The organism is Brucella sp. H1_1004 (genome assembly GCF_047308065.1).
Taxonomy (GTDB): Bacteria; Pseudomonadota; Alphaproteobacteria; order Rhizobiales; family Rhizobiaceae; genus Brucella; species Brucella pseudogrignonensis_B.
Window position 1 is genome coordinate 2,253,388 of the sequence record NZ_JAYKZA010000002.1, and the last position, 24,128, is coordinate 2,277,515.

Below are 24,128 nucleotides of genomic sequence, written 5' to 3' on the forward strand. Positions count from 1 at the left end.
AATAAACCTGGCGGAGAAAATTTCGATATGAGCAGCTTCAAGCCTGGCCGTTTTTCATCTGCCCGCCTCAATTCGGGCGATGTGACACCGAAAAGTCTCTATCTGCGTCGACGCGAATTTCTCATCGGCGCAGGTGCAATCGCTGCAACAGGCTTTGCATCAGGCGCTTTTGCCGATCCGCTGAAAGCAGCCGCTTCGGGCTATAAGGTCGATGAGAAACTGACACCAAAGGAAGCGGTCACCACCTATAATAATTTCTACGAATTCGGCACTGACAAGAGCGATCCTGCCGCCAATTCGGGAAACTTCAAACCGTTGCCATGGCGCCTGAAAGTCGACGGGCTGGTCAAACAACCCAAAGAATTCGACATGCAGGAGCTGATTGCCAAGATGCCGCTTGAAGAGCGCATCTATCGAATGCGCTGCGTCGAAGCATGGTCGATGGTCATTCCGTGGATCGGCTTTCCGCTGGCAAGCCTGCTTGCACAAGTCGAACCGCTCGGCTCCGCCAAATATATTGCATTCACAGGCGTTGTGCGGCCAGAGGAAATGCCCGGTCAGACGGGGCTGTTCCAGGTTCTGAACTGGCCCTATGTTGAAGGATTACGCCTTGATGAAGCCATGCATCCGCTGACCCTTCTATCAGTTGGCCTCTATGGTGAGACATTACCAAACGCCAACGGCGCGCCTGTCCGCCTTGTTGTGCCGTGGAAATATGGCTTCAAAGGTATCAAGTCGATCACGAAGATCAGCTTCGTGGAAAAACAACCGCCGACATCATGGCAGCAACAGGCGGCCAATGAATATGGCTTCTATGCCAATGTGAACCCCGACGTCGATCATCCACGCTGGTCACAGGCAACTGAACGCAGAATTGGCGAAGGCAGTTTTTTTAGCGCCAGCCGCCGCCCGACCTTGCCGTTCAACGGCTATGGCGAAGAAGTAGCATCGCTTTATACGGGCATAGATTTGCGGAAAAACTACTGACATGGTCGCCAAATCCCGCTCAGCGCGCATCAATGATTTGAAAATCTGGGGCCTCTACGCTGTCGGGCTGCTCCCCGCTGTGTGGACTTTTTATCTTGCCGCAACCGACCAGCTGGGCGCTGACCCGATCAAAAGCTTCGAGCATACGCTGGGACTATGGGCGCTGCGGTTTCTGATCCTGACGCTTCTCATAACCCCCATACGCGATCTAACAGGTGTCAGTCTGTTACGTTATCGACGTGCGCTTGGGCTGCTGGCCTTTTATTATGTGCTGATGCATTTCGCTGTCTATATGGTGCTGGATCAGGCGTTGAATATGTCGTCCGTCATTGCAGACATTGTGAAGCGACCGTTCATTACCATCGGCATGATCAGCCTTGTATTGCTATTGCCTCTGGCACTGACATCGAACAACTGGTCTATCCGAAAGCTCGGGCGGCGATGGGTTACGCTGCACAAGCTGGTCTATATAGCCATTGCAGGTGGTGCGATTCACTTTTTAATGTCAGTCAAAAGCTGGCCTGCTGAACCGGTTATTTATGCCGGAATTGTCGCAATTCTTTTGCTGTGGCGCGTGGCGCGTCCATTCTTCAAAACAGGCAAACAAACAAAGCGCCCGCGTGAAGCTGCACTAATATTAAAGAAATAAGTTACAGCAGCTTTGTTTCAAGAAACTCTAATCTATGAGATAAATCGGCTTACCCACAGGATAGGCGATGACATTGAACTGCAAATCATGCCAATATCACACCGCGATTGATAATTGAGACGGCAAGCGAATACGGGATATCCATGTCATCTATCTTGAAATCCAAACCCGTCCGCTTCACGGTCAAGTTCATCTTTGTCTTATTCGTTATACTCTTTGCAATCTGGTCCAGCTTTGCAATGTGGTTTCAGCTGCCCTTTGGCAATGCTGTACGTGGCTCAATCATTGTTGCGTGGCTGGCAATTGCGCTTTGGGTCATTGTAGGTGAACGCCAGTTCTACTGCCGTCGCAAACGTCTTCTTTTCTGTCTGCTCGCACTGGTCTTTCTTGGCTGGTGGTCAACGATTCGGCCATCACTCGACCGCATTTGGGCGCCCGAAGTTGCACGCACCGTCACCGGCAAGGTGGATGGCAATCAAGTCACGCTCTACAATGTGCGTGATTTCGACTGGCGGACGGTCGACGACTTCACGCCTGTCTGGAAAGATGAAACCTATAACCTAGACAAAATAACATCTGTCGACCTGTATCTTTCTTATTGGACGGGCCCGGCCATCGCCCACACCCTGCTGTCGTTCGGCTTTGAAGATGGGCGGCACGTCGTGTTCTCTGGCGAGATTCGTAAGGAGCATCACGAAAGCTACTCTGCAATTGGCGGTTTTTTCCGAGAATTTGAACTGGCGATGATCGCGGCAGAGGAAAGCGACATTATTTTCCTGCGCACCAATGTCCGCAAAGAAGATGTTTATCGCTATGAGATCGATCTTCCACAAGCAGCGGCGAAGGAGCTCTTCCTTTCTTACGTAGAGCAAGCAAACCAGCTTGCTCAAAAAGCCAAATTCTACAACACGGTGACGACAAACTGCACGACCATTATCTTCCAGATGGCGCGGTTTCTCGATCCGGGCATTCCGTTCGATTATCGCATTCTGCTGTCCGGCTATCTACCCGGTTACCTCCACGATCATGGATGGCTCAAAAATGATGGCAGCACCGTCGAAGAAGCCCGTCAGCGCGCATCCATAGATGCGAAGGCACAGGCAGGGGACCGCGAAGGCTATTCCGAACGCATTCGCCAATAAAAAAACCCCACTTGCGCGGGGTTTCAAATCAGCAACTGCAATCAATTAGATTGCAGCGGTGATGATGATTTCGACCTTGTAGTCAGGCGTTGCAAGCGCTGCTTCACCAGTCGCACGCGCTGGCGTATTGGCCTTATCGACCCAGCTGTCCCAGACTGCGTTCATTTCTGCAAAATCCTTCATATCAGCAAGCCAGATGATCGCCTGAAGGATCTTCGACTTGTCTGAACCTGCAGCGGCCAGCAGGCGATCGACTTCAACCAGAACGGCTTTGGTCTGGTCGGTCACGCTTGCACCTGGCTCACCAACCTGGCCAGCAAGATAAACGGTATTGCCGTGAACAACGGCCTGGCTCATACGTGGTCCGACTTCGATACGACGGATGCTCATGGTGAACTCCTCTCATGACTGCAGCGGATTTATCCGCATATAAAAAATGTGCAAGTTCTTATGAAAGCACCCGCCCGCTTTGGCAATGGCTGAGACGCATATAGTATCGAGAATTATTGCCGGGCGATTGACTCTTTCAGCCCCTTTCCCTATAAGCCGCACCACGTTCGCCCTTAAGGGTTAATGGGTGGCTTTTGCTATCCTGCTTTATGGGAAAAGAACTCGCTCCTGTTCAATAGAGCTTGGTCCTGAAACGTAAATATAGATTTCAGAAACGACCTGCTCGTCGAAAAGACAGAACCAAGAAGGGCCGCACACCGCGGTATTAAATAAATGAAGCGCACTTTCCAGCCATCCAATCTCGTCCGCAAGCGTCGCCACGGCTTCCGTGCACGTATGGCAACAGCTGCCGGTCGTAAAGTTCTTGCTGCTCGCCGTTCGCGCGGTCGCAAGCGGCTTTCCGCTTAATCTTTCCCCGCGCGAACAGCGCGGTGATTAAAGATATGAAAAAGCAGAAACAAATACTCCGCCTTCGCAAGAGAGCGGAGTTTTTGTCTGTGAGGAATGGTGAAAAACGGCGTGGTCCACTGTTTCTTTTGGAAGTCCGGGAACGGACAGAAGAAGAATCTGCGGCTGCCAAAATTGGCGAAAAGCCCCGCGCAGGCTTCACTGTCACCAAGAAAAACGGCAATGCAGTCGTACGCAATCGTATCCGTCGCAGGTTGCGAGAAGCAGTTCGTTGTCACGTAGGGAGTGACATGGCGCTCTCGACCGACTATGTGATCGTAGCACGCGAGCAAGCACTTACTGCGCCCTTTTCGCAACTGACCGCAGAACTCTCCAAACGCATTAAAGCCAAGGGTGATCGGCGGGGCGAAAAGAAACGCCGAACGGAAAGACCGGAATCAGGACCCGTCGATGGAAAATAATCGTAATTTCTTCATAACCATTGCCCTGTCCATCCTCGTATTAACGCTGTGGCAAGTATTCTATCTGGGACCGAAAACGGAAGCCCAGCGTGAACAGACACGCATTGAGGAACAACAGCGCCAGGCCCAGCAAGCCACTCAAAGTGGTCAGGGCAGCGCTCAGGGCGATACTCCACAGATTTCCGGCACTCCCGGTGCAGTGCCGGGCCAGCATGACAGTGCAGCCGCAGCGGGAACGCTGACCCGTGAAGCAGCTGTTGCGCAGTCGCAGCGCGTGGACATCGATACGCCTTCTCTGCGCGGTTCGATCAATCTGACCGGCGCCCGCCTTGATGATCTTTATCTCAAGAAGTATCGCGAAACGGTCGATCCGAACTCGCCTGAGATTGAATTGCTCGCTCCATCGGGTCTCAAGCAAGGCTACTTTGTCGAACTGGGCTTTGCCGGCAATGAAGCTGTTGGTCAGGTTCCCGGTCCGAACACCGTCTGGTCGGTGGAAGGCAACAACAAGCTGACGCCGTCAACACCTGTTACGCTGACCTACACCAACGATAAGAACATTACCTTCAAGCGCGTCATCTCGGTTGACGATGCTTATATGTTCGCAGTCGACGACACGATTACCAACAATACCGGCGCTCCAGTTTCGCTGGCATCCTATGGTCGCGTCACACGCTTCAACCAGCCTGAACATGCAAGTGCGACCTATGTTCTCCATGAGGGCCTCATCGGCGTCATGGGTCAGGATGGCTTGCAGGAAATCAAATATTCCAAAGTCGAAGACGACAAGGATATTTCATTCAAAGACGTCGTTGGCGGCTGGGTCGGTATCACCGACAAATACTGGGCAGCGACACTCGTTCCGCCTCAGACAGAAAAATTCACGGCCCGCTTCTCGCATTTCACCGATGGTCGCCCACGCTACCAGTCCGATCTTCTGAGCGCACCGGTTACCATTGATGCCGGTCAGTCGCAGACGATCAAGAACCATGTGTTTGCTGGTGCAAAGGTTGTTCAGGACATCCAGAACTACGAAACTAAGCTCGGCATCAAGCAGTTCGAACTGCTGATCGACTGGGGTTGGTTCTACTTCATCACCAAGCCGATGTTCTACCTCATCGACTGGATCTACAAGTTCTCCGGTAATTTCGGTGTGGCTATTCTGCTCGTCACCGTTCTTCTCAAGGGCCTGTTTTTCCCGCTTGCCAACAAGTCTTACAAGTCGATGGCCCGCATGAAGCTCGTGCAGCCAAAGATGACGGAAATCCGCGAGAAATATGCGGATGATAAGATGAAACAGCAGCAGGAAATGATGCGTCTCTACAAGGAAGAGAAGATCAATCCGCTTGCAGGTTGCTGGCCAGTTCTGGTGCAGATTCCAGTATTCTTCGCGCTCTATAAGGTTCTCTACGTCACCATCGAAATGCGCCATGCGCCGTTCTTTGGCTGGATTCACGACCTTGCAGCACCTGATCCAACATCGATCTTCAACCTGTTTGGTCTTCTGCCCTATGCAGTGCCTGCATTCCTCATGATCGGCGTCTGGCCAATCATTATGGGCATCACCATGTTCCTGCAGATGCGCATGAACCCGACGCCTCCGGATCCAACACAGGCGATGATCTTCACATGGATGCCGATCATCTTCACCTTCATGCTGGCATCTTTCCCGGCCGGTCTCGTGATCTACTGGGCATGGAACAACACACTGTCCATTCTTCAGCAGGGCTTCATTATGAAGCGTCAAGGGGTCAAGATTGAACTCTTCGACAACCTGAAAGGCCTCTTCAGGCGAAAGCCGAAAGAAGCAAAGAAATAAATAGATTAAAAGCCCTGCTCACGCGGGGCTTTTTTTGTGCCCCATCATGCTCAATGGTTGACAATACAGCGTGTAACCTTGATGCGTGTATTTAATAAAAGACACGTATCAGGAAGACGACATTGAGCGATCAGGACAAAAAGCTGGCAGCAGCCCAATTAGCAGCAGATGCGACACGCGCAGCGCACGCAGCCTTGGTCGAAGAAGGCCGGCTGTTGTTCAAGAAGTCGTGGATCTTCATCCGTGGCGTACCTTCTATGAAGTTTCTGCCGCTGGAAGGCCCTGTAGAAATCGCCTTTGCCGGACGTTCCAATGTCGGCAAGTCATCGCTGATCAATGCGATTGTCGGCAAGAAGGGTTTGGCGCGCACATCGAACACACCGGGCCGCACACAGGAGCTCAACTATTTTGTTCCCGATGGCTATTCGGGTGAGAACGGCGATTTGCCGCCGCTCGCACTCGTCGATATGCCGGGCTATGGCTTTGCCGAAGCACCAAAGGCCCATGTGGATGCATGGACACGTCTCGTGTTCGATTATCTGCGTGGCCGCACGACATTGAAGCGCGTTTATCTTCTCATCGACTCGCGTCATGGCATTAAGAAGAACGATGCCGAAGTGCTCGACCTGCTCGACAAAGCAGCCGTGTCGTATCAGATCGTGCTGACAAAAATCGACAAGATCAAAGCCGCTGGCATTCCACGCTTGCTTGAAGAAACCCACGCGCTCACGAAAAAGCGCGCGGCCTGTTTCCCCGGCATCATCACAACATCATCGGAAAAAGGCCTCGGCCTTGATGAGTTGCGCGCTGCTATCGCATTGGTTGCCAAGGAATAGTCTGAAATCATAAAGCGGTTTTCATAAGCGCCAAACTGCTTTAAAAACGCTCCCGATTTGCCCCGTCGCCAGCCATGGAAGCCACGATGACGACTCTTGAAAGTCCTGAAATGCAAGCGCAACTCCTTTCCGCAGCCCTGCCCTATATGCAGCGCTACGAGAACAAGAATGTCGTGGTGAAATATGGCGGACACGCCATGGGCAACCCGGAACTCGGCAAAGCCTTTGCTCGCGACATCGCGCTTTTAAAGCAATCAGGCATCAACCCAATCGTTGTGCATGGCGGTGGCCCACAGATTCAGGCCATGCTGACCAAGCTCGGCATTGAATCGCGCTTTGAAGGTGGCCTGCGCGTCACCGACGAAAAGACGGTTGAAGTGGTGGAAATGGTTTTGGCCGGTTCCATCAACAAGGAAATCGTCGCCCTCATCAATGCCGAAGGCGAATGGGCCATCGGCCTGTGCGGCAAAGACGGCAACATGGTTTTCGCGCGCAAGGCGCACAAGACCGTTATTGATCCCGATTCCAACATCGAACAAGTGCTAGATCTGGGCTTCGTCGGCGAACCGGCAGAAGTTGATCGCACGCTTCTCGATCTGCTGGCGCGTTCCGAAATGATCCCGGTGATCGCACCTGTCGCACCGGGCCGTGATGGGCATACCTACAACATCAATGCCGATACGTTTGCTGGTGCCATTGCTGGCGCGCTGGCTGCGACGCGCCTGCTGTTCCTGACTGACGTTCCTGGTGTTCTCGACAAAGACAAAAACCTCATCAAGGAATTGTCGGTTGCCGATGCGCAAGCACTGATCAAGGACGGCACGATCTCAGGCGGTATGATCCCCAAGGTCGAAACCTGTATCGATGCAATCCGCCGCGGCGTTGAAGGTGTTGTTATTCTCAATGGTAAGACACCCCACTCGGTTCTGCTTGAGCTTTTCACCGAGCATGGTGCTGGCACGCTGATCGTGCCATAAAAGACCGATGACCAACCAACCCGAAGCCTCGGCCTTTGCTCACGTCACTGACTGGGTATTTGACCTCGACAACACGCTCTATCCGCACGCCGCCGATCTGTTTTCGCAGATCGACGTGCGGATGACGAACTATGTCGAGAAGCTGCTTAATCTGCCACGCGATGAAGCACGCAAGATTCAAAAGCAGTTTTATCTGGAATATGGCACCACGCTCAAAGGCCTGATGGAATGTCACAAAATCGATCCGGACGATTTTCTCAAACACGTCCATGACATCGACTATACGTGGCTGACACCTGATCCGGCTTTAAGCGAGGCAATCCGCGCCCTGCCCGGTCGTCGCTTTATCTTCACCAATGGCGATCGCGGCCATGCGGAACGAGCAGCAAAGCAGCTCGGCATTCTCGATGATTTTGACGACATTTTCGACATTGTTGCAGCTGGCCTGACACCAAAGCCGGAGCGCGTGACCTATGACCGCTTCCTTGGTGCTTTTGGCATTGATGCGCAGAAGGCCGTGATGTTTGAGGATCTGGCACGCAATCTCGTTGTGCCAAAAACACTTGGCATGAAGACAGTGCTTATTGTGCCCAATAATTTTGAACCGACATTCTCAGAGATTTGGGAAAGCGATCCGGAATTCACCGATCAGGTTGATTACGTCACCGACAATCTGACCCAGTTCCTGCAAACCATAAATGCAGGCCGTTAAAAAAGCCCGGCTTAGAGCCGGGCTTTTTCTTTTTACATCAAAGCTTATAGAAATTCTTGATCTCGTCCCAAGCTTCGTCGGCTGTATCAACAAAGGTCAGCAACTCAATATCGGCAGGCGAGATGGTACCCTGCTCTGCCAGAAACTCAATATTGATCGCCTTGCTCCAGAACTCTTTGCCAAACAAAATAAGCGGCATACGTTCCATGCGGTCGGTCTGGATCAGTGTCATGGCTTCAAACAACTCGTCCATCGTGCCGAAGCCGCCGGGGAATACGCAGATTGCCTTCGCACGCATCAGAAAGTGCATCTTGCGCAGCGCAAAATAATGGAAGTTGAAGCAGAGTTCCGGCGTCACATAAGCGTTTGGTGCCTGCTCATGCGGCAGCACGATATTGAGACCAATAGTCGGCGCGCCAACATCGGCCGCGCCGCGATTGCCCGCTTCCATCACGCCCGGACCGCCACCCGTAACCACGATGAACTCACGATAATAGGTCGTCGCTGCATATTCAGAGCAGATACGGGCAAATTTGCGCGCTTCTTCATAATAGCGTGCATTCGCCTCTAGGTTTTTTTTCTGGACTTCGTTCTTCGCCGCCCATGCTTCGCCGCCGGGCTCTGGAATACGGGCGCCACCAAACATCACGACCGTAGACTTGATGCCACGATCCGCAAGAATCAGTTCTGGTTTCAAAAGCTCAAGCTGAAGCCGTATCGGACGCATATCGCGACGCGTCATGAAATCATCATCCATGAAGGCAAGCCGATAGGCTTCGGCCTCGGTCTGAGGAGTCTTTGGCACAGTACGCGCCTGTTTAACGGCCTCCTCAGAATTGGGGAAAGGCGTCCAGCCAGTCTTCTCCATCGGGTTCATGCTTGCCTGCTCCTTCAATTTCAATGCGTATTGTTGCCTTAGCATTATTTTCAGCGTTAAATTCTTAATCTGGCGCAATTGCGTTGAGTTATTTCAAACAATAACGCGATTGACCCATATCCTGCCTTCGCTTAATCACTTGGCTGACAACTGCCGACCAAAAAAGACGGCAGCCGCTTTTCCTGCCATTTTATGGAGACCGCCATATGACCAAGCCAGATTTCGCCCCCCTTGAAAAGGTCATCGAAAAGGCTTTTGACGAACGCGATGGCATCAGCACAGCAACCCGCGGCGAAGTTCGCGATGCTGTTGAGCAGTCGCTGCTTTTGCTCGATCGCGGTGAAGCGCGTGTGGCAGAAAAACAGGCGGACGGCAACTGGCAGGTTAATCAGTGGCTCAAGAAAGCAGTCTTGCTTTCGTTCCGCCTCAACCCAATGAAGATTATCAAGGGCGGCCCCGGCGAAGCATCATGGTGGGACAAGGTTCCTTCCAAGTTTGACGGCTGGACAGCCAATGAGTTCGAAAAGGCTGGTATTCGCGCCGTGCCTAATTCGGTTGTGCGCTATTCAGCTTACATCGCACCAAACGCGATCCTGATGCCATCTTTCGTCAACCTCGGCGCTTATGTCGATGAAGGCACAATGGTCGATGCATGGGCAACAGTCGGGTCCTGTGCACAGATCGGCAAGAATGTGCATCTTTCGGGCGGCGTTGGCATCGGCGGCGTTCTGGAGCCAATGCAGGCTGGCCCGACCATCATTGAAGACAATTGCTTCATCGGTGCGCGTTCGGAAGTCGTTGAAGGCTGTATCATTCGCGAAGGTGCCGTGCTCGGCATGGGCGTCTTCATCGGCAAATCGACCAAGATCGTTGACCGTGCAACCGGCGAAATCTTCTATGGCGAAGTGCCGCCATATTCGGTCGTTGTTGCAGGCACAATGCCGGGCAAGCCATTCCCGAATGGTGACGCTGGTCCTGGCCTTTATTGCGCTGTAATCGTCAAACGCGTTGATGAAAAGACCAGATCGAAGACTTCAATCAATGAATTGCTGCGTGATTGATTCTACCACTTGATCAAAGAAAAAGGCGAAGCTCGAAAGCTTCGCCTTTTTTATTTTACTATCAGACTGATTAGTTCTGGTAGCTCGAAGGCGACGCATCGCCGAAACGGTGTGCGGAGCCGTCGCTGTAGGTCTGTGTCTGGATCGATGCAGGAGCGGTGTAATCAACGCCCTGAGTTGCAACTGGCGTGCGATCATTTGCATACAGGTCTGCTGGAGTACCAACATTTGGATTTTCAGCGAAAGCAGCACCGGCGCTAAGGGCAACAGCTACGGCAGCAAGAGCAAACTTCTTCATTTTCATAATCCTTCTATCACCCCATCGGACGGCAATCTACCACTCCTTTCGGGGACTCCAGGTTGGCAAACAGCCATCCTCCGGGGAGATTCGTTAATTCACTATCTTACGATCCGTCAGCGAACAGCTTGGGAGGTCATGCTCACGACTTGATCAATTTCAACTATTGAGGCCTGCGATCAGGCCTCAATAGCGGATAACGGACGACATGCTTAATTCTGGAAGCTTGATGGCGATGCATCACCGAAACGGTTTGCAGAACCATCCATATAGGTCGACTGGCCGATTGCAGCAGTTGCGGTGTGATCAACACGCTGAGCAGCAACTGGAGTACGATCATTTGCATAAAGATCTGCTGGTGTACCAACATTTGGGTTTTCAGCAAAAGCAGCACCGGCGCTAAGAGCAAGGGCAGCAGCAGCAAGAACAAACTTATTCATTTTCTATCTCCTTAGTCACTTGGGCGACGTTCTCTGCGTCGTCCTCATGCATCTCAAATGGGTGACAGTGATGAAAAGTTCCAGTCACGAAAATGTTTTCCTAATCACACATTTGTGCAACCAATTTTTTCTAAACACACAAATGAAATGAATATTAATAAATATAATCAATACCTTAAATCATATATCAGCATTCACAAATACGTTATAAAGACATTTTTGTTCATTTTTTGCGAACAGTCTGTTATCGATTACTGTATCATATTAATGAACAATAAAGGGCGTTAGTCACAGTTGCAGCGCTGATGATTTAATTGAAAATCAGGCCAGTGAGCCTTTTGGTTTGTCAGCTCAATGACAAACAACAAAAAAGGTCGGCAAGCCGACCCTTTGTTTCAAACAAGTTCACCCGTTTTTCCGCCTGGATTTTAATTGCTCGCGACATTCACAGAACGGCCTGAAATTGAAACCCACTGCCCCGAATGCGACGGTGACTGCATTTTGATATAGCGATAAGAGGTCTTCTCAACCGGCAACACCTCTGATCGCATATTGTCGAGAATGTAATCACCACGATCTGTACGGACTGTCAGAACGATATGTGCCTCGCTCCCCTGCACCATAGTGATGAGCAGTTGCGAAGGGCTAATACCGCGAGCCATCAGTTTGGCGCGCTTCATCAGTACATAATCTTCGCAGTCCCCCTTCCCATTGCGAGGAATGGTCCAGTAATCGCGCTTACCATAATTATCCTGATCGGAAACCGGCTTGATCGCGGCATTGACCGAAGCATTGACGCTTTGCAGCAGCTTCATGCGATCTGGCGTCAGCTTCATCGGCGCAAGAGCGCGGTGCGAACCGCAATCACGCGGATTGCGCTTGCAATAATCAAGATGACCGTAGGGAATACTGGTGATCCCGCCTGCTTCACTCCATTGACCAGCCTTTGCCGGAGCAACAGCTGCGCCAAACAGCGCGATGAAACCTAATGCTGCTGTGGTCATTAAACGCATAGCGGATTCCCATTTTTAAAATGCCACGAAAGGCATTTGTAGAAACTGTTCCCGTTGACCGGCCCGTTTCCCGGGTCTCGCTATCAACCTTTTTTTAACTAACGATGACAAAGCCCCCTTGGTCAAGGAAATTTCATTCCCGAATTGCAACGATCTGAGAAAAGCTGCGATTTTTGCGCGTTCGCGAACTTGTTTATCTAAAGAGGCGATTGCTATTTCATCTGGGAGCGTCCCGATCTAATCTCAAGCCCATACGATTCTCAGAATGAAGCTTTGACATCATGAGCCTGCCTACCAATCCCGCCGATAACCTCGCCGCTCTCATCCGCTGTCCTTCCGTAACGCCCGCAGAAGGCGGCGCGCTTACGGCAGTTGCAGCGATGCTTGAGCCAATGGGCTTTTCCGTCCAGCGTCCAGTCTTTACCGATGAAGATACGCCCGACATTGAAAATCTGTATGCGCGCAAATCCGGCAATGGTGCTCATCTGATGTTTGCCGGCCACACAGATGTCGTGCCTCCGGGCAATGAGAGCGACTGGAAACATCCGCCTTTCTCCGCCGCTATCGAAGACGGCATTATGTATGGCCGTGGTGCAGTCGACATGAAGGGTGGCATTGCCTGCTTTGTGGCTGCCGTGGCGCGCCATATTGCAAAACACGGAAGCCTTAAGGGTAGCGTCTCCTTCCTCATCACAGGTGATGAGGAAGGCCCGGCAATCAACGGCACCGAAAAGCTGCTGCAATGGGCCAAAGAGCGTGGTGAAACGTGGGATGCTTCGCTTGTTGGCGAGCCAACCAATCCCGATACGCTCGGCGACATGATCAAGATCGGGCGTCGTGGCTCAATCTCCGGCACGATCACCGTTCACGGCGTACAGGGCCATGCCGCCTATCCGCACCTTGCAGAAAATCCAGTCCGTGGCATCACAACCCTTGTCGATAGCCTGCTCTATCCAGCTTTTGATGAAGGCACTGAAGATTTTCAGGCCAGCAATCTGGAAGTCACCACCATCGATGTTGGCAACAAGGCCACCAATGTCATTGCCAACAAGGCGTTAGCCTCCTTCAATATCCGGTTCAACGATACCTGGACCGCAGATAGCCTGAAGGCTGAAATCATTTCACGTCTTGAAAAGGCTTCGCGTAACGACCGTCTGCGCCCGGGCCGCGAAACGCCCATCAATTATGAATTGACATGGCGCGAACATCCAAGCCATGTGTTCCTGACACGCGATGAAAAGCTGATCGGCACACTCACATCTTCTGTAGAGGCTGTCACCGGCAAACGCCCCAAGCTTTCCACATCGGGCGGCACGTCGGATGCGCGTTTCATCAAGGATTACTGCCCGGTCGTCGAGTTCGGCCTTGTCGGACAAACCATGCATATGGTTGACGAGCGCGTGGCACTGGCCGACCTTGAAGGCCTGACACAGATCTACGAACGCTTCATCGCTGATTTCTTCGGATAAGGGAACGACATGCCCAGTCTGGATGATATTTTCAGATATTTCACGGGCGTCTGGAAGATGATGCTTGGCCGCAAAGATGGCCTTGCATATCTGGACATCTCAGCAGAAGATTTCTGGGCATCGTTTTATGCGATTATCGTGGCCCTGCCGCCGCTTTTTGCGACGTGGGTTGCCTATGCAGCGGATCTGACATCAGGGCAAGACGAAGCGGGGCTCCGCCTTGCAATCACTATCCGTGCAGCTTTCGTTGATATTGCAGCGTGGATCATACCACTTATCATAATCGGCCTGCTCGCCCACCGCATCGGTATCTCAAAACGTTACGCGCCTTACGTCATCGCGACCAATTGGGGCAGCGCGTTGCTGGCTTGGCTTTTCGCGCCCATAACATTGATACAACTATTCTTTCCGGGAGCGCTGGATTTTGCGACGCTGTTCGCTTTTGTGCTTTTCGGCATCTCGATTATCCTGAGCTACCGACTGACATTCATCGTGCTGCAACGCCCACATGCCTATGTCGCACCGTTTTATGCCTGTGTGTTTTTCGGCTCACTGTTTATCACAGTGGTCCTGCAACAGCTTTTTGGCATCGGAATTGGCGCGCAGACTTTTTAAAACGGAAACGGATAATCCACACCAACCAGATAAAGACCGTAAGGTGGTGCAACCTGACCGCAAGCTTTTCGATCTTTCGCTTCTAAAGCGGCCTGCAAATCATCAGCCGTCCAACGGCCAACGCCCACTTCCATCAGGCTTCCTGCAAAGGAACGGACCTGATTATGCAGGAACGAGCGCGCTGAAACCCGCATTTCGACATAATCGCCAGTGCGTGTAATATCCAGCCGGTCGAGCGTTTTGATCGGGCTTTTAGCCTGACATTGCGTGGCGCGAAATGTCGTAAAATCATGCTCACCAAGCAAGCGCTTTGCAGCCTCATGCATCGCTTCGTGGTCAAGGCGTTTCTGCACCCACCAAACGCGCTGATAATCAATTGCCAGCGGCGAACGGCGATTGTGAATGCGATAAAGATAATGCCGTCCACGCGCCGAAAACCGTGCGTCGAAAGCATCCGTCGTCTTCTCGACATTGAGAATGCTGATACGTTCATCCGCCATCACCAGATGCGCATTGAGCGCATCGCGCACTTTCGCAGCACCCCAATCTTTTGTCAGATCGACGTGAATGACCTGCGCGCTCGCATGAACGCCTGCATCGGTGCGGCCTGCCGCACTCAACGTCAGATCTTCTCCGCAGAACTTCTTAAACGCCTGCTCAATCGCGTTCTGCACGGCATGGCCATTTTCCTGCCGCTGCCAACCGACATAGGGCGTGCCATCATATTCGACTGTGATCTTATAACGAGGCACCGCTCAGAGAACCTTCGTCACAGACGCGCCACGCAGAAACTCCTGCGCGGGCAAAGGTTTACCACCTGAACGTTGTAACGTTACGAGCCGCACGGCCCCCTCGCCGCACGCAATCGTCAGGCGATCATCAAGTATAGTTCCCGGCACAGTTTCCTGAGCGCCGCTTCCCTCGCCCAATGTGGAGCGCTGGAGTTTGACACGTTCAACGACACCGTTGATTTCCATCTCGCACCAGGCGCCCGGAAATGGTGAGATGCCACGGATCGTATTGTGAACGTCCTGCGCAGGCTTCGACCAGTCGATACGCGCTTCGGCCTTGTCGATCTTGGCGGCGTAAGTGACGCCCTCTTCGTCCTGTGGCTGAAGTGTGAGACTTTCGCGCTCAAGCGCACCCAATGCACGGACCATCAGATCTGCACCGATAAGGCTTAAACGATCATGCAGCTCGCCTGCAGTCATGTCCGGCGTGATCGCAACTTTTTCCGCCATGGCGACAGGACCGGTATCAAGCCCCGCATCCATTTTCATAATCATCATGCCGGTTTCCGTGTCGCCAGACATAATGGCCCGCTGAATGGGAGCCGCCCCGCGCCAGCGCGGAAGAAGCGACGCATGACCGTTATAACATCCAAGGCGCGGCGCATCGAGAATGGCCTGTGGCAGCAGCAGGCCATAGGCCACCACAATCGCCACATCCGCTTCCAGGCTCGCAAAGACGTCCTGCTCTTCCGTGACTTTCAGGCTTTTCGGCGTGAAAACCGGAATGCCGAATTCCTCAGCCTTTTCATGCACAGGCGACTTGGTCACTTCCAATCCGCGACGGCCCGCCGGTCGCGGTGGCTGCGAATAAACCGCTACAACTTCATAGCCCTGTCCGATGATGGCTGTAAGGATTGGCACGGAGAAATCCGGCGTCCCCATAAAGACGATCCGCATCACAAAGCCCTGTTTGACGCACGCTGGCTGGCGAGCTTCTTGAACTTCTTGATGACCATATCGCGCTTGAGCTTGGAGATATGATCGATAAACAGCACACCATTGAGATGGTCGATTTCATGCTGCAGACAGGTCGCCATCAGCCCGTCGGCTTCCATCGACTTTTCCTTGCCGTCCGCATCAAAATAATTGACCTTGATGCTCGCAGGCCGCTCGACCTCGGCATAATAATCCGGGATCGAAAGACAGCCTTCTTCATAAACGCTGCGTTCGTCCGATGAAGCCATGATCTCTGGATTGATGAAGACATGCGGCTCCTTCGGAGCGTCTTCCTTGGCCAGATCAATCACCAGCATCCGCAGAGGTTCGCCCACCTGAATGGCAGCGAGGCCGATGCCCGGCGCGTCATACATGGTGTCGAGCATGTCGCCGGCAAATTTGCGCAATTGATCATCAAAGCGTTCAACTGGCTTGGACAGTTCACGCAGAAGAGGATCCGGAAGGATGATGAGTGGTTTAATAGACATGCGCTTCACGTAATCGCTTGCGCGAGAATCGTCAATTGTAACTTGTAAAACGTTCTTGTTTTGATCTCATCAAGACGACACGAATCAGCTAAGCTTATTCTATGGAAAACCAGAATCTCTTGAACGAACCGCTTTTGCAGCTTGGTGCAACCTCTTTCACGCTGGGAGATATCCTCCTTGCGGGCATTGTCGCGCTGGTCCTGTGCCTCGCCATTTTCCTCATTGCGGCAGCGCGTTCTGCGCGTCTTCGCGCGGTTGCGGAAGCACAGGCTGAAGACCGTGCGCGTGATGCGGAATACCGCATGGCGGAGATTTTGAAAGCACAATCCGAAATGCAGGGTCGGATGCAAACCATGGCGGAAGTCTTTGGTTCACGGCAGGCAGAGCTCAACCAATCGATCCGCGAACGGCTCGACGGTATGACGCATCGCATCGGCCAGACCATGACCGAGCAGACACGCTCCACCCATGAAAACCTCGCAAAGTTGCAGGAGCGCCTTGCGGTCATCGACACAGCGCAGAACAATATCCAGTCGCTTGCCGGTCAGGTCGTGCAGTTGCAGGCGATCCTTGCCAACAAGCAGACGCGCGGAGCCTTTGGCCAATCGCGCATGGAAGCGATCATTGCCGATGGCCTGCCACAGGGCGCTTACGAGTTTCAGGCGACACTCTCCAACGGCACGCGCCCCGATTGCCTTGTCAGGATGCCAAACAACGCGCCTTCACTGGTTATCGATGCGAAATTCCCGCTCGAAGCATGGAACTCCATGCGCGAAACCGAAGCGCCGGAAGCACGCAAGACAGCTGTTGCGCAGTTCCGTCGCGATATGGAAGTGCATATCAAGGATGTTTCCGACAAATATCTGATTACAGGCGAAACACAGGATACGGCTTTCCTGTTCGTGCCGTCGGAATCTATTTTTGCCGATATTCATGAGCATTTTGAAGCGCTGATCCAGCGCGCGCACCGGGCGCGGATCGTTATTGTCTCGCCATCGCTCCTGATGCTGTCCATTCAGGTCATTCAGGCGATCCTGAAAGATGCACGTATGCGCGAACAGGCGCATGTCATTCAGGGTGAAGTGATCCGTCTGATGGAAGACGTAGGCCGCCTTGATGAGCGTGTGCGCAAGCTGCAAACCCATTTCGTGCAGGCCAACAAGGATATTGACGATATTTTGGTGTCTTCAAACAAAGTCACCAAGCGCGGTGCGAAGATCGAAGCACTGGAATTTGGGCCGGCCCCTACTGATGAGGTTCAACAACCTAAGCGACAACAAGAAAACGCTCCCAGCCAAATGCGCCTGCGCGTGGTGGATGAGGATTGAAACCTACCAAAACAAAGAAGCCCGCAACTTGCGGGCTTTGTCTTATTGAGGTTTTGACGTCTTGTCAGAGTGGCCAAGATCGCGATCAGGCCAGACCAGATCACGCACGCGTTGCTTCAATACCTTGGCTTCCGGAAATCCGCCGTCCCGCTTGCGATCCCAGATGAGTTCATCCTGACCGCCCGGCATAGACAGATGGATTTCAAACACGCCACCTGTGCCGGGCCGCAATGCCACCTCGCCCAAGTCCTGCCCGAATGTCTGCAACAGCTCCTGCGCCAGCCATGCAGCCCGCAACATCCAATTACATTGCGTGCAATAGCTGATGGAAATACGAGGCAACGCTTTCATCAGATTTATCCCGATTACCATGCAATAGCAACATTGAAACAAAAAAGAGGTGCCCCAATGCACCTCTTTGTATTTTTAATCATCACCCATCTTGAGTGCCTGAATGAAGGCCTCTTGCGGGATTTCCACCTTGCCGAACTGGCGCATGCGCTTCTTGCCTTCCTTCTGCTTGTCCAGAAGTTTGCGCTTACGCGAAATATCGCCGCCGTAACACTTGGCCGTCACGTCCTTGCGCAGTGCCGAAATAGTTTCGCGCGCCACGATACGGCCGCCAATGGCTGCCTGAATAGGAATCTTGAACATATGCTGCGGGATCAGCTCCTTGAGCTTTTCGCACAACGCACGGCCACGCTTTTCTGCAGCCGAGCGGTGAACGAGCATCGAAAGCGCGTCCACTGGCTCTTCGTTGACCAGGATCGACATCTTGACCAGATCGCCCTCACGATAATCCGAGAGATTATAGTCGAACGAAGCATAACCCTTCGAGATCGATTTCAGACGATCGTAGAAATCGAATACGACTTCGTTGAGCGGCAGATCATAGGTGATCATCGCACGCGGTCCAACATAAGTGAGATCAATCTGCAGGCCGCGACGCTCCTGACAGAGCTTCATGATCGCACCGAGATAATCATCGGGCGTCATGATTGTGGCGCGAATCCACGGCTCTTCAATCGCTTCGATCTTCACAACGTCCGGCATATCCGCCGGGTTGTGCAGTTCTTTCTGCGAACCATCCTGCATGTTCAGACGATAGACAACCGAAGGTGCCGTCGTGATGAGATCGAGATCGAACTCACGCTCAAGACGTTCCTGAATGATTTCAAGATGCAGAAGCCCCAGGAACCCGCAGCGGAAGCCGAAACCAAGCGCCGCAGACGTTTCCATTTCAAACGAAAATGACGCATCGTTGAGACGCAGCTTGCCCATGGCGGCGCGCAGGTCTTCAAAATCTGCCGCATCAACCGGGAAAAGTCCGCAGAACACGACCGGCTGCGCTGGCTTAAAGCCCGTCAAGGCCGCTGCTGTCGGACGGCGGTCTTCGGTGATGGTATCACCGACGCGCGTATCAGCCACTTCCTTAATAGAAGCGGTGATGAAGCCCAGTTCGCCCGGTCCAAGTTCATCCATTTGAACCATTTTCGGCGTAAATACGCCGGTCCGTTCAACAGGATATTTCGCGCCCGTCCCCATCATGCGGATGGTTTGGCCCTTTTTCAGCACACCGTCGATAACGCGGACCAGAACGATAACGCCGAGATAGCTGTCATACCAGCTGTCGACCAGCATGGCCTTCAACGGCGCATTGCGATCACCCTCTTTCGGAGGCGGCAGCTGCTCGACGATCGCTTCGAGAACATCAGCGATGCCAAGGCCAGTCTTGGCCGAGATCATCACGGCCTTGCTGGCATCGATACCGATCACTTCTTCGATCTGGTTCTGAACGCGCTCAGGCTCTGCCGCCGGAAGATCAACCTTGTTCAGCACCACCACGATCTCATGGTTGTTGTCGATGGCCTGATAGACATTGGCCAGCGTCTGCGCTTCAACACCCTGTGAAGCATCCACCACCAGAAGCGAACCCTCGCACGCAGCCAGCGAACGCGAGACTTCATAAGCGAAGTCGACGTGTCCGGGGGTGTCGATAAGGTTCAGCACATAGTCCTCGCCGTTCTTCGCCTTATACGTAAGACGAACGGTCTGGGCTTTGATGGTGATGCCGCGCTCGCGCTCGATATCCATCGAGTCGAGGACCTGGTCTTTCATCTCACGCGTGTCCAGCCCGCCCGTCAATTGAATGAGGCGGTCGGCCAGCGTCGATTTGCCGTGGTCGATATGGGCGACGATCGAAAAATTGCGAATATGGTCAAGTGGTGTGCTCATGCGCGCGATTTACCAGTAAGCCGCGAAATCTCAAAGCGGTATTGCATGATTAATACGGGAAAAGCGGCCTTTGTCGCAGTCGTGACAACAAGTCCCCTTTGCGTTGTTGCCAAAAGGCGATAAATCAGCGCCAGAAAACATGCCGCAATGATCATGTCCGGCGTTAATAATCAGGCTTTCATGCAGGAGTTCAGGATGAAGACCGAACCAAACGAAGTTCACAACAGGCCGAAACTGGTCACCGTTTTCGGCGGCTCTGGCTTTGTTGGACGCGCGGTCGTAGCAGCCCTTACCAAGCGCGGCTATCGTGTGCGCGTTGCAGTGCGCAAGCCAGAAGTTGCCTATTATATGGCGCCACTGGGCAATGTTGGTCAAATTCAGATGCTTCAGGCCAATGTTCGCAATCGCGCATCAGTTGAACGCGCCATTATGGGTGCCGATCATGTGATCAATCTTGTTGGCATTCTTTCGGAAAGCGGCAAGCAACGTTTCAACAGCGTTCAGGTGCTTGGCGCCAAGAACATTGCCGAAGCCACCAAAGCTGCAGGCATCAAGCTTACGCATCTCTCATCGCTTGCAGCAGATGCAAATTCCGCATCCGATTATGCCCGCACAAAGGCAGAAGGCGAAAAGGCTGTTCTGAGCGTACTGCCCGATACGGTCATCCTGCGTCCGTCGATTATTTTCGGCCATGAAGACAGCTTCTTCAACCGCTTTGCCAATATGGCACGCTTCTCGCCATTCCTACCGGTTATCGGTGGTGGCGAAACAAAGCTGCAGCCGGTTTATGTCGGTGATGTTGCCGAAGCTGTTGCACGCGCCGTGGATGGCGATCTAACCGCAGGCACAATTTATGAACTGGGTGGCCCAGACGTTCAGCCATTCAAGCATTGGATGAAAGATATGCTCGGTGTCATCGCACGCAAGCGCATGATCTTGTCCATTCCGTTCTGGGTTGCTCGAATTCAGGCTTCAGTTCTCGGCCTGTTGCCAAATCCAATGCTCACCAATGATCAGGTAACGTTGCTCAAGTCCGATAATGTTGTGTCGGATCAGGCTGCCAAAGAAGGCCGCACTTTACAGGGCATCGGCATCAAGCCTGAAGCCGTCGATGCCATTCTTCCAGCCTATCTCTGGCGCTACCGCGTTGCGGGTCAATACACCAAGACCGGATTTGCATGAGATTGCAAGACTAACGAGTAAAGGGGCCGAAAGGCCCCTTTTCTTTTACGCGGAACGCTCCTCACCCCCAGATCAGAAGCGCTGCCATTCCAAGAGAACCGACAATCAGACGCCACCATGCAAACAGCTTGAAGCCATGGCGCGAGACATAATCAAGCAAATGCTTCACAACAAACACGCCTGAAATAAAGGCCATAATAAAGCCGACGACGATCAGCGCTGTGTCATTCATCGACAGCGAGCTGTGGCTTTTATAAAGGTCATAGGTGAAAGCACCGGCCATTGTTGGCATGGCGAGGAAGAACGAAAACTCTGCAGCAGAGCGCTTGTCTGCACCCAGCAAAAGTGCACCAACAATTGTCGAGCCTGAGCGCGATACGCCGGGGATCATGGCAAGGCACTGCACAAAGCCAATCGCCAGACAAATCGGCAGCGGATAATCCATCACATTATTATAACGCGGCTTGAGATCGAGTTGATCGACCCAGAGAAGAATAAAACCGCCAACGATCAGCATGATACAAACCAGCATCGGCGTTTCAAACAACACGCTTTTGATAAAGCCATGCGCCATTGCACCAATCACAGCGGCAGGCAGAAACGCCAACAGAATGCCGAAAACAAAGCGCCGTGTGCGGGCATCACGCGGAAAATCGGTCAGTATCTTAATGAGTTTTGACGAGTAGACCGTCAAGATCGCGAGAATTGCACCAAGCTGAATGAGCACCTCAAAGGTCTTACCGTTTGATTCAAAGCCCAGAAAATGGCCGATCAGCAGCAAGTGGCCTGTCGACGAAACAGGGATGAATTCCGTCAAACCTTCGACCAGGCCGAGAAAAGCGGCTTCCAGAAGATTATAAATTTCCATGAAGTCAGTACCTTAGAAGGTGGCAGGATAAAAATGGCGCATCTTGACGAGCTGTTAAGCATGAAAGTGCTACAATTAGCGCCTACAGCGATTGCTTGTCTCCATCAAGCTTAGCACCTATAACCTAAACATTCCGTTGAGGTGGCTTAAATCTCCTGACAGCAGAAAAACCTGCTGCCAGTGCAGATGCCAGCCACAATTCCTGAGCGGAATTCAATCAGAGCTTTTTTAGTCGAGAGTACCGCGTCGATTATGCTTACGCTTTTTCATCATCCTATGTCTTCAGGCTCGCGCTATGTGCGGCTTATTCTCGGTGAATACGATGTTGAAGCGGAAATGATCGAGGAACGCCCGTGGTCGCGCCGAAAAGAATTCCTTGCGCTCAACCCGGCAGCAACGCTTCCTGTGCTTTTGGCCGAACGCGACCTGCCCGTCGTCGGCGCAACCGTCATTGCCGAATATCTTGATGAGACGCGCGGTGCGTTGAAGCGCAGCCGCCGTCTTCTGCCAGAAAGCCCGATGGAGCGCGCCGAAGTGCGTCGCCTTGTCGATTGGTTTTTGCTCAAGCTCGAAAATGAAGTCACACGCCACATTGCCCGCGAGCGCGTGTTCAAGCTGCAAATGGCCGATGAAATGGGCGGCAGTGCGCCTGATTCAACCGCCATTCGTGCCGCACGCACCAACATTCGCCAGCACATGCGCTATATTGACTGGCTTGCAGCCACCCGCGACTGGCTTGCGGGTGGTCATCCGAGTTATGCGGATATCGCAGCAGCGGCTGCTATTTCCGTCCTCGACTATCTCGGCGAAATCGAATGGGGCGAGACAAAAGCTGCGCGCGACTGGTATGCTCGCATGAAATCGCGCCCTGCTTTCCGTCCGCTCCTGGCTGATCGTGTGCGCGGACTGGCTCCAGTGGCTCATTATGGCGATCTCGATTTCTGACACCAATCAAGCTGCGGAAAAAGCACTCAAGCTCAAGCGGTTTCTGATCGAAGAGGCGAAAGCTGTCGGCTTTGATGCCGTGGCTTTCACTGGTCCTGATTCCATCCCGCAAGCGCCCCGGCGTTTGCGGCAATATATTGCTGACGGCCATCATGCCGATATGCTTTGGATGGAAGAGACCGAAGAGCGCCGCGGCAATCCGAGCGTTTTATGGCCTGAAGTCCGGTCCATCATGGTGCTTGCCATGAATTACGGCCCGGACAGCAACCCGCTCGAAATTCTCAAACACAAAGACCGGGCGGCAATCTCGGTCTATGCGCAGAACCGCGATTATCACGACATCATCAAAGGCAAGCTCAAGCATGTAGCGAGCCGCTTTGCTGCGCGTGCAGGACAGGATGTCAAAGTCTTTGTTGATACGGCGCCCGTGATGGAAAAACCGCTTGCGCAGGCCGCAGGGCTTGGCTGGCAGGGCAAACACACCAATCTCGTCAGCCGAGAACTTGGTTCGTGGCTGTTTCTCGGCTCAATCTTCACCACAGCTGACATCCCACCCGATCAGCCAGATCGCGATCATTGCGGCTCCTGCCGCGCCTGCCTTGATGCCTGCCCGACAAAAGCCTTCCCATCGCCTTACCGGATCGATGCGCGGCGCTGCATCTCCTATCTGAGTATTGAGAATAAAGGCCCGATCCCGCTCGAGTTTCGCAAAGCGATGGGCAACCGCATCTATGGTTGCGACGATTGCCTGTCGGTATGTCCCTGGAACAAATTTGCGCAAACGACCAGCGAAATGAAGCTGAAAGCACGCGATGATCTCAAAGCGCCAAAGCTTGCTGATTTTCTCGCCCTTGATGATCCGAGCTTCCGCACGCTGTTTTCTGGCTCACCCGTCAAGCGCATCGGTCGCGACCGCTTTTTGCGCAATGTGCTGATTGCAACAGGCAATTCAGACGATCCGTCGCTGGTACCACACGTGGAAAACCTGCTCGAAGATCCTGCTGCGGTGGTGCGTGGAGCGGCTATCTGGGCCTTGAGCCAACTCACAGATCAGGAACATTTCAAAATTCTGAAAAATCGTCTGGCCTCACGCGAAGAGGATGATACGGTGCGTGCAGAATGGAAATTGGAGGACTGTTAG

General features: G+C 52.9%; 27 protein-coding genes. 16 read left to right on the forward strand and 11 right to left on the reverse strand.

What is annotated here, in order from left to right; genetic code table 11:
- Nucleotides 1-27 precede the first annotated feature (27 nt).
- The 3 genes from msrP to U2P60_RS18295 all read left to right on the forward strand — a co-directional run bounded on the left by msrP (nt 28) and on the right by U2P60_RS18295 (nt 2,778).
- On the forward strand, nt 28-987 hold the full coding sequence (gene msrP / locus U2P60_RS18285; RefSeq protein ID WP_413573643.1) for a protein-methionine-sulfoxide reductase catalytic subunit MsrP: 960 nt from the start codon (nt 28-30) through the stop codon (nt 985-987).
- A gap of 1 nt (nt 988) precedes the next feature.
- Entirely contained in the window at nt 989-1,636 is a 648-nt protein-coding gene (gene msrQ, locus U2P60_RS18290) for a protein-methionine-sulfoxide reductase heme-binding subunit MsrQ (RefSeq protein WP_413573645.1), read from the forward strand.
- A gap of 143 nt (nt 1,637-1,779) precedes the next feature.
- The gene (locus U2P60_RS18295) at nt 1,780-2,778 is read left to right on the forward strand and encodes a DUF4105 domain-containing protein (protein ID WP_413573646.1); all 999 of its coding nucleotides are present in this window, start codon (nt 1,780-1,782) and stop codon (nt 2,776-2,778) included.
- 45 nt (nt 2,779-2,823) lie between these two features.
- Here U2P60_RS18295 and U2P60_RS18300 read toward each other — a convergent pair whose 3' ends face one another.
- Nucleotides 2,824-3,168, reverse strand: coding sequence for a RidA family protein (locus U2P60_RS18300; RefSeq protein ID WP_310009588.1), 345 nt, complete (start codon nt 3,166-3,168; stop codon nt 2,824-2,826).
- 333 nt (nt 3,169-3,501) lie between these two features.
- Here U2P60_RS18300 and rpmH point away from each other — a divergent pair, with 333 nt between their 5' ends.
- The 6 genes from rpmH to U2P60_RS18330 all read left to right on the forward strand — a co-directional run bounded on the left by rpmH (nt 3,502) and on the right by U2P60_RS18330 (nt 8,441).
- Nucleotides 3,502-3,636, forward strand: a complete 135-nt coding sequence (gene rpmH, locus U2P60_RS18305) for a 50S ribosomal protein L34 (protein ID WP_094505388.1) — start codon at nt 3,502-3,504, stop codon at nt 3,634-3,636.
- 35 nt (nt 3,637-3,671) lie between these two features.
- Entirely contained in the window at nt 3,672-4,097 is a 426-nt protein-coding gene (gene rnpA, locus U2P60_RS18310) for a ribonuclease P protein component (RefSeq protein ID WP_313827033.1), read from the forward strand.
- On the forward strand, nt 4,087-5,916 hold the full coding sequence (gene yidC / locus U2P60_RS18315; protein WP_413573647.1) for a membrane protein insertase YidC: 1,830 nt from the start codon (nt 4,087-4,089) through the stop codon (nt 5,914-5,916). Before rnpA ends, yidC begins: the two co-directional genes overlap by 11 nt.
- A 122-nt stretch (nt 5,917-6,038) precedes the next feature.
- Nucleotides 6,039-6,752 carry a ribosome biogenesis GTP-binding protein YihA/YsxC gene (yihA, locus tag U2P60_RS18320; RefSeq protein WP_409558615.1) on the forward strand — a complete coding sequence of 238 codons (714 nt, stop codon included), beginning with the start codon at nt 6,039-6,041 and terminating at the stop codon, nt 6,750-6,752.
- Between the two features lie 86 nt (nt 6,753-6,838).
- Entirely contained in the window at nt 6,839-7,729 is an 891-nt protein-coding gene (gene argB, locus U2P60_RS18325; RefSeq protein WP_413573650.1) for an acetylglutamate kinase, read from the forward strand.
- A 7-nt stretch (nt 7,730-7,736) separates the two neighbouring features.
- Complete coding sequence (locus U2P60_RS18330; protein WP_413573652.1) at nt 7,737-8,441, forward strand: pyrimidine 5'-nucleotidase; 705 nt, start codon at nt 7,737-7,739, stop codon at nt 8,439-8,441.
- Nucleotides 8,442-8,478: 37 nt separating this feature from the next.
- Here the strand turns inward: U2P60_RS18330 and U2P60_RS18335 are convergent, their stop codons facing one another.
- Nucleotides 8,479-9,318 (reverse strand): LOG family protein, encoded by an 840-nt coding sequence (locus U2P60_RS18335; protein WP_313827037.1) that lies wholly within the window; start codon nt 9,316-9,318, stop codon nt 8,479-8,481.
- Nucleotides 9,319-9,524: 206 nt separating this feature from the next.
- Between U2P60_RS18335 and dapD the strand changes: the two genes are divergently transcribed.
- Nucleotides 9,525-10,379: a 2,3,4,5-tetrahydropyridine-2,6-dicarboxylate N-succinyltransferase gene (gene dapD / locus U2P60_RS18340; RefSeq protein WP_413573654.1), complete on the forward strand. Its 855-nt coding sequence runs from the start codon at nt 9,525-9,527 to the stop codon at nt 10,377-10,379.
- 70 nt (nt 10,380-10,449) lie between these two features.
- Here the strand turns inward: dapD and U2P60_RS18345 are convergent, their stop codons facing one another.
- The 3 genes from U2P60_RS18345 to U2P60_RS18355 form a co-directional block, all read right to left on the reverse strand.
- A complete protein-coding gene (locus U2P60_RS18345) occupies nt 10,450-10,677 on the reverse strand; it encodes a hypothetical protein (RefSeq protein WP_413573656.1) in 228 nt (75 codons plus the stop codon).
- A 212-nt stretch (nt 10,678-10,889) separates the two neighbouring features.
- Entirely contained in the window at nt 10,890-11,117 is a 228-nt protein-coding gene (locus U2P60_RS18350) for a hypothetical protein (protein WP_313827040.1), read from the reverse strand.
- A 428-nt stretch (nt 11,118-11,545) separates the two neighbouring features.
- Nucleotides 11,546-12,097 (reverse strand): transglutaminase-like cysteine peptidase, encoded by a 552-nt coding sequence (locus tag U2P60_RS18355; protein ID WP_413573869.1) that lies wholly within the window; start codon nt 12,095-12,097, stop codon nt 11,546-11,548.
- A 314-nt stretch (nt 12,098-12,411) separates the two neighbouring features.
- On the opposite strand from U2P60_RS18355, the gene dapE reads away from it, so the two are divergent.
- The gene (gene dapE / locus U2P60_RS18360) at nt 12,412-13,599 is read left to right on the forward strand and encodes a succinyl-diaminopimelate desuccinylase (protein WP_413573658.1); all 1,188 of its coding nucleotides are present in this window, start codon (nt 12,412-12,414) and stop codon (nt 13,597-13,599) included.
- Nucleotides 13,600-13,608: 9 nt separating this feature from the next.
- Complete coding sequence (locus tag U2P60_RS18365; protein WP_413573660.1) at nt 13,609-14,214, forward strand: hypothetical protein; 606 nt, start codon at nt 13,609-13,611, stop codon at nt 14,212-14,214.
- Here U2P60_RS18365 and truA read toward each other — a convergent pair.
- From truA to def, 3 genes are read right to left on the reverse strand one after another with little or no spacing between them, the layout of a single operon-like run.
- A complete protein-coding gene (gene truA / locus U2P60_RS18370; RefSeq protein ID WP_313827044.1) occupies nt 14,211-14,966 on the reverse strand; it encodes a tRNA pseudouridine(38-40) synthase TruA in 756 nt (251 codons plus the stop codon). The two genes, U2P60_RS18365 and truA, sit on opposite strands and share 4 nt — an antisense overlap.
- A gap of 3 nt (nt 14,967-14,969) precedes the next feature.
- Nucleotides 14,970-15,902: a methionyl-tRNA formyltransferase gene (gene fmt / locus U2P60_RS18375; RefSeq protein ID WP_413573662.1), complete on the reverse strand. Its 933-nt coding sequence runs from the start codon at nt 15,900-15,902 to the stop codon at nt 14,970-14,972.
- Nucleotides 15,902-16,429, reverse strand: a complete 528-nt coding sequence (gene def, locus U2P60_RS18380) for a peptide deformylase (protein ID WP_413573664.1) — start codon at nt 16,427-16,429, stop codon at nt 15,902-15,904. The genes fmt and def overlap by 1 nt, the downstream gene beginning before the upstream one ends.
- Nucleotides 16,430-16,530: 101 nt before the next feature.
- Between def and U2P60_RS18385 the strand changes: the two genes are divergently transcribed.
- Nucleotides 16,531-17,757 (forward strand): DNA recombination protein RmuC, encoded by a 1,227-nt coding sequence (locus U2P60_RS18385; protein ID WP_413573665.1) that lies wholly within the window; start codon nt 16,531-16,533, stop codon nt 17,755-17,757.
- A 42-nt stretch (nt 17,758-17,799) separates the two neighbouring features.
- On the opposite strand, the gene U2P60_RS18390 is transcribed toward U2P60_RS18385, so the two are convergent.
- Together U2P60_RS18390 and lepA are read right to left on the reverse strand one after the other, a co-directional pair.
- Nucleotides 17,800-18,108: a SelT/SelW/SelH family protein gene (locus U2P60_RS18390; RefSeq protein WP_413573667.1), complete on the reverse strand. Its 309-nt coding sequence runs from the start codon at nt 18,106-18,108 to the stop codon at nt 17,800-17,802.
- A gap of 75 nt (nt 18,109-18,183) precedes the next feature.
- A complete protein-coding gene (lepA, locus tag U2P60_RS18395) occupies nt 18,184-19,992 on the reverse strand; it encodes a translation elongation factor 4 (RefSeq protein ID WP_313827050.1) in 1,809 nt (602 codons plus the stop codon).
- A 195-nt stretch (nt 19,993-20,187) separates the two neighbouring features.
- Between lepA and U2P60_RS18400 the strand changes: the two genes are divergently transcribed.
- Nucleotides 20,188-21,174 (forward strand): complex I NDUFA9 subunit family protein, encoded by a 987-nt coding sequence (locus U2P60_RS18400; RefSeq protein WP_413573669.1) that lies wholly within the window; start codon nt 20,188-20,190, stop codon nt 21,172-21,174.
- Nucleotides 21,175-21,235: 61 nt separating this feature from the next.
- Here U2P60_RS18400 and U2P60_RS18405 read toward each other — a convergent pair whose 3' ends face one another.
- Nucleotides 21,236-22,042, reverse strand: a complete 807-nt coding sequence (locus U2P60_RS18405) for an undecaprenyl-diphosphate phosphatase (protein WP_413573671.1) — start codon at nt 22,040-22,042, stop codon at nt 21,236-21,238.
- A gap of 252 nt (nt 22,043-22,294) precedes the next feature.
- Between U2P60_RS18405 and U2P60_RS18410 the strand changes: the two genes are divergently transcribed.
- Nucleotides 22,295-22,987: a glutathione S-transferase family protein gene (locus U2P60_RS18410; RefSeq protein ID WP_413573673.1), complete on the forward strand. Its 693-nt coding sequence runs from the start codon at nt 22,295-22,297 to the stop codon at nt 22,985-22,987.
- A complete protein-coding gene (gene queG, locus U2P60_RS18415) occupies nt 22,968-24,128 on the forward strand; it encodes a tRNA epoxyqueuosine(34) reductase QueG (RefSeq protein ID WP_413573675.1) in 1,161 nt (386 codons plus the stop codon). The genes U2P60_RS18410 and queG overlap by 20 nt, the downstream gene beginning before the upstream one ends.

Bases quoted from the DNA above. Each gene is read 5' to 3' on its own strand.
- msrP (WP_413573643.1), top strand. From the start codon at position 28: ATGAGCAGCTTCAAGCCTGGCCGTTTTTCATCTGCCCGCCTCAATTCG.
- msrQ (WP_413573645.1), top strand. From the start codon at position 989: ATGGTCGCCAAATCCCGCTCAGCGCGCATCAATGATTTGAAAATCTGG.
- U2P60_RS18295 (WP_413573646.1), top strand. From the start codon at position 1,780: ATGTCATCTATCTTGAAATCCAAACCCGTCCGCTTCACGGTCAAGTTC.
- U2P60_RS18300 (WP_310009588.1), bottom strand. From the start codon at position 3,168: ATGAGCATCCGTCGTATCGAAGTCGGACCACGTATGAGCCAGGCCGTT.
- rpmH (WP_094505388.1), top strand. From the start codon at position 3,502: ATGAAGCGCACTTTCCAGCCATCCAATCTCGTCCGCAAGCGTCGCCAC.
- rnpA (WP_313827033.1), top strand. From the start codon at position 3,672: ATGAAAAAGCAGAAACAAATACTCCGCCTTCGCAAGAGAGCGGAGTTT.
- yidC (WP_413573647.1), top strand. From the start codon at position 4,087: ATGGAAAATAATCGTAATTTCTTCATAACCATTGCCCTGTCCATCCTC.
- argB (WP_413573650.1), top strand. From the start codon at position 6,839: ATGACGACTCTTGAAAGTCCTGAAATGCAAGCGCAACTCCTTTCCGCA.
- U2P60_RS18330 (WP_413573652.1), top strand. From the start codon at position 7,737: ATGACCAACCAACCCGAAGCCTCGGCCTTTGCTCACGTCACTGACTGG.
- U2P60_RS18335 (WP_313827037.1), bottom strand. From the start codon at position 9,318: ATGAACCCGATGGAGAAGACTGGCTGGACGCCTTTCCCCAATTCTGAG.
- dapD (WP_413573654.1), top strand. From the start codon at position 9,525: ATGACCAAGCCAGATTTCGCCCCCCTTGAAAAGGTCATCGAAAAGGCT.
- U2P60_RS18345 (WP_413573656.1), bottom strand. From the start codon at position 10,677: ATGAAGAAGTTTGCTCTTGCTGCCGTAGCTGTTGCCCTTAGCGCCGGT.
- U2P60_RS18350 (WP_313827040.1), bottom strand. From the start codon at position 11,117: ATGAATAAGTTTGTTCTTGCTGCTGCTGCCCTTGCTCTTAGCGCCGGT.
- dapE (WP_413573658.1), top strand. From the start codon at position 12,412: ATGAGCCTGCCTACCAATCCCGCCGATAACCTCGCCGCTCTCATCCGC.
- U2P60_RS18365 (WP_413573660.1), top strand. From the start codon at position 13,609: ATGCCCAGTCTGGATGATATTTTCAGATATTTCACGGGCGTCTGGAAG.
- fmt (WP_413573662.1), bottom strand. From the start codon at position 15,902: ATGCGGATCGTCTTTATGGGGACGCCGGATTTCTCCGTGCCAATCCTT.
- def (WP_413573664.1), bottom strand. From the start codon at position 16,429: ATGTCTATTAAACCACTCATCATCCTTCCGGATCCTCTTCTGCGTGAA.
- U2P60_RS18385 (WP_413573665.1), top strand. From the start codon at position 16,531: ATGGAAAACCAGAATCTCTTGAACGAACCGCTTTTGCAGCTTGGTGCA.
- U2P60_RS18390 (WP_413573667.1), bottom strand. From the start codon at position 18,108: ATGAAAGCGTTGCCTCGTATTTCCATCAGCTATTGCACGCAATGTAAT.
- lepA (WP_313827050.1), bottom strand. From the start codon at position 19,992: ATGAGCACACCACTTGACCATATTCGCAATTTTTCGATCGTCGCCCAT.
- U2P60_RS18400 (WP_413573669.1), top strand. From the start codon at position 20,188: ATGAAGACCGAACCAAACGAAGTTCACAACAGGCCGAAACTGGTCACC.
- U2P60_RS18405 (WP_413573671.1), bottom strand. From the start codon at position 22,042: ATGGAAATTTATAATCTTCTGGAAGCCGCTTTTCTCGGCCTGGTCGAA.
- U2P60_RS18410 (WP_413573673.1), top strand. From the start codon at position 22,295: ATGCTTACGCTTTTTCATCATCCTATGTCTTCAGGCTCGCGCTATGTG.
- queG (WP_413573675.1), top strand. From the start codon at position 22,968: ATGGCGATCTCGATTTCTGACACCAATCAAGCTGCGGAAAAAGCACTC.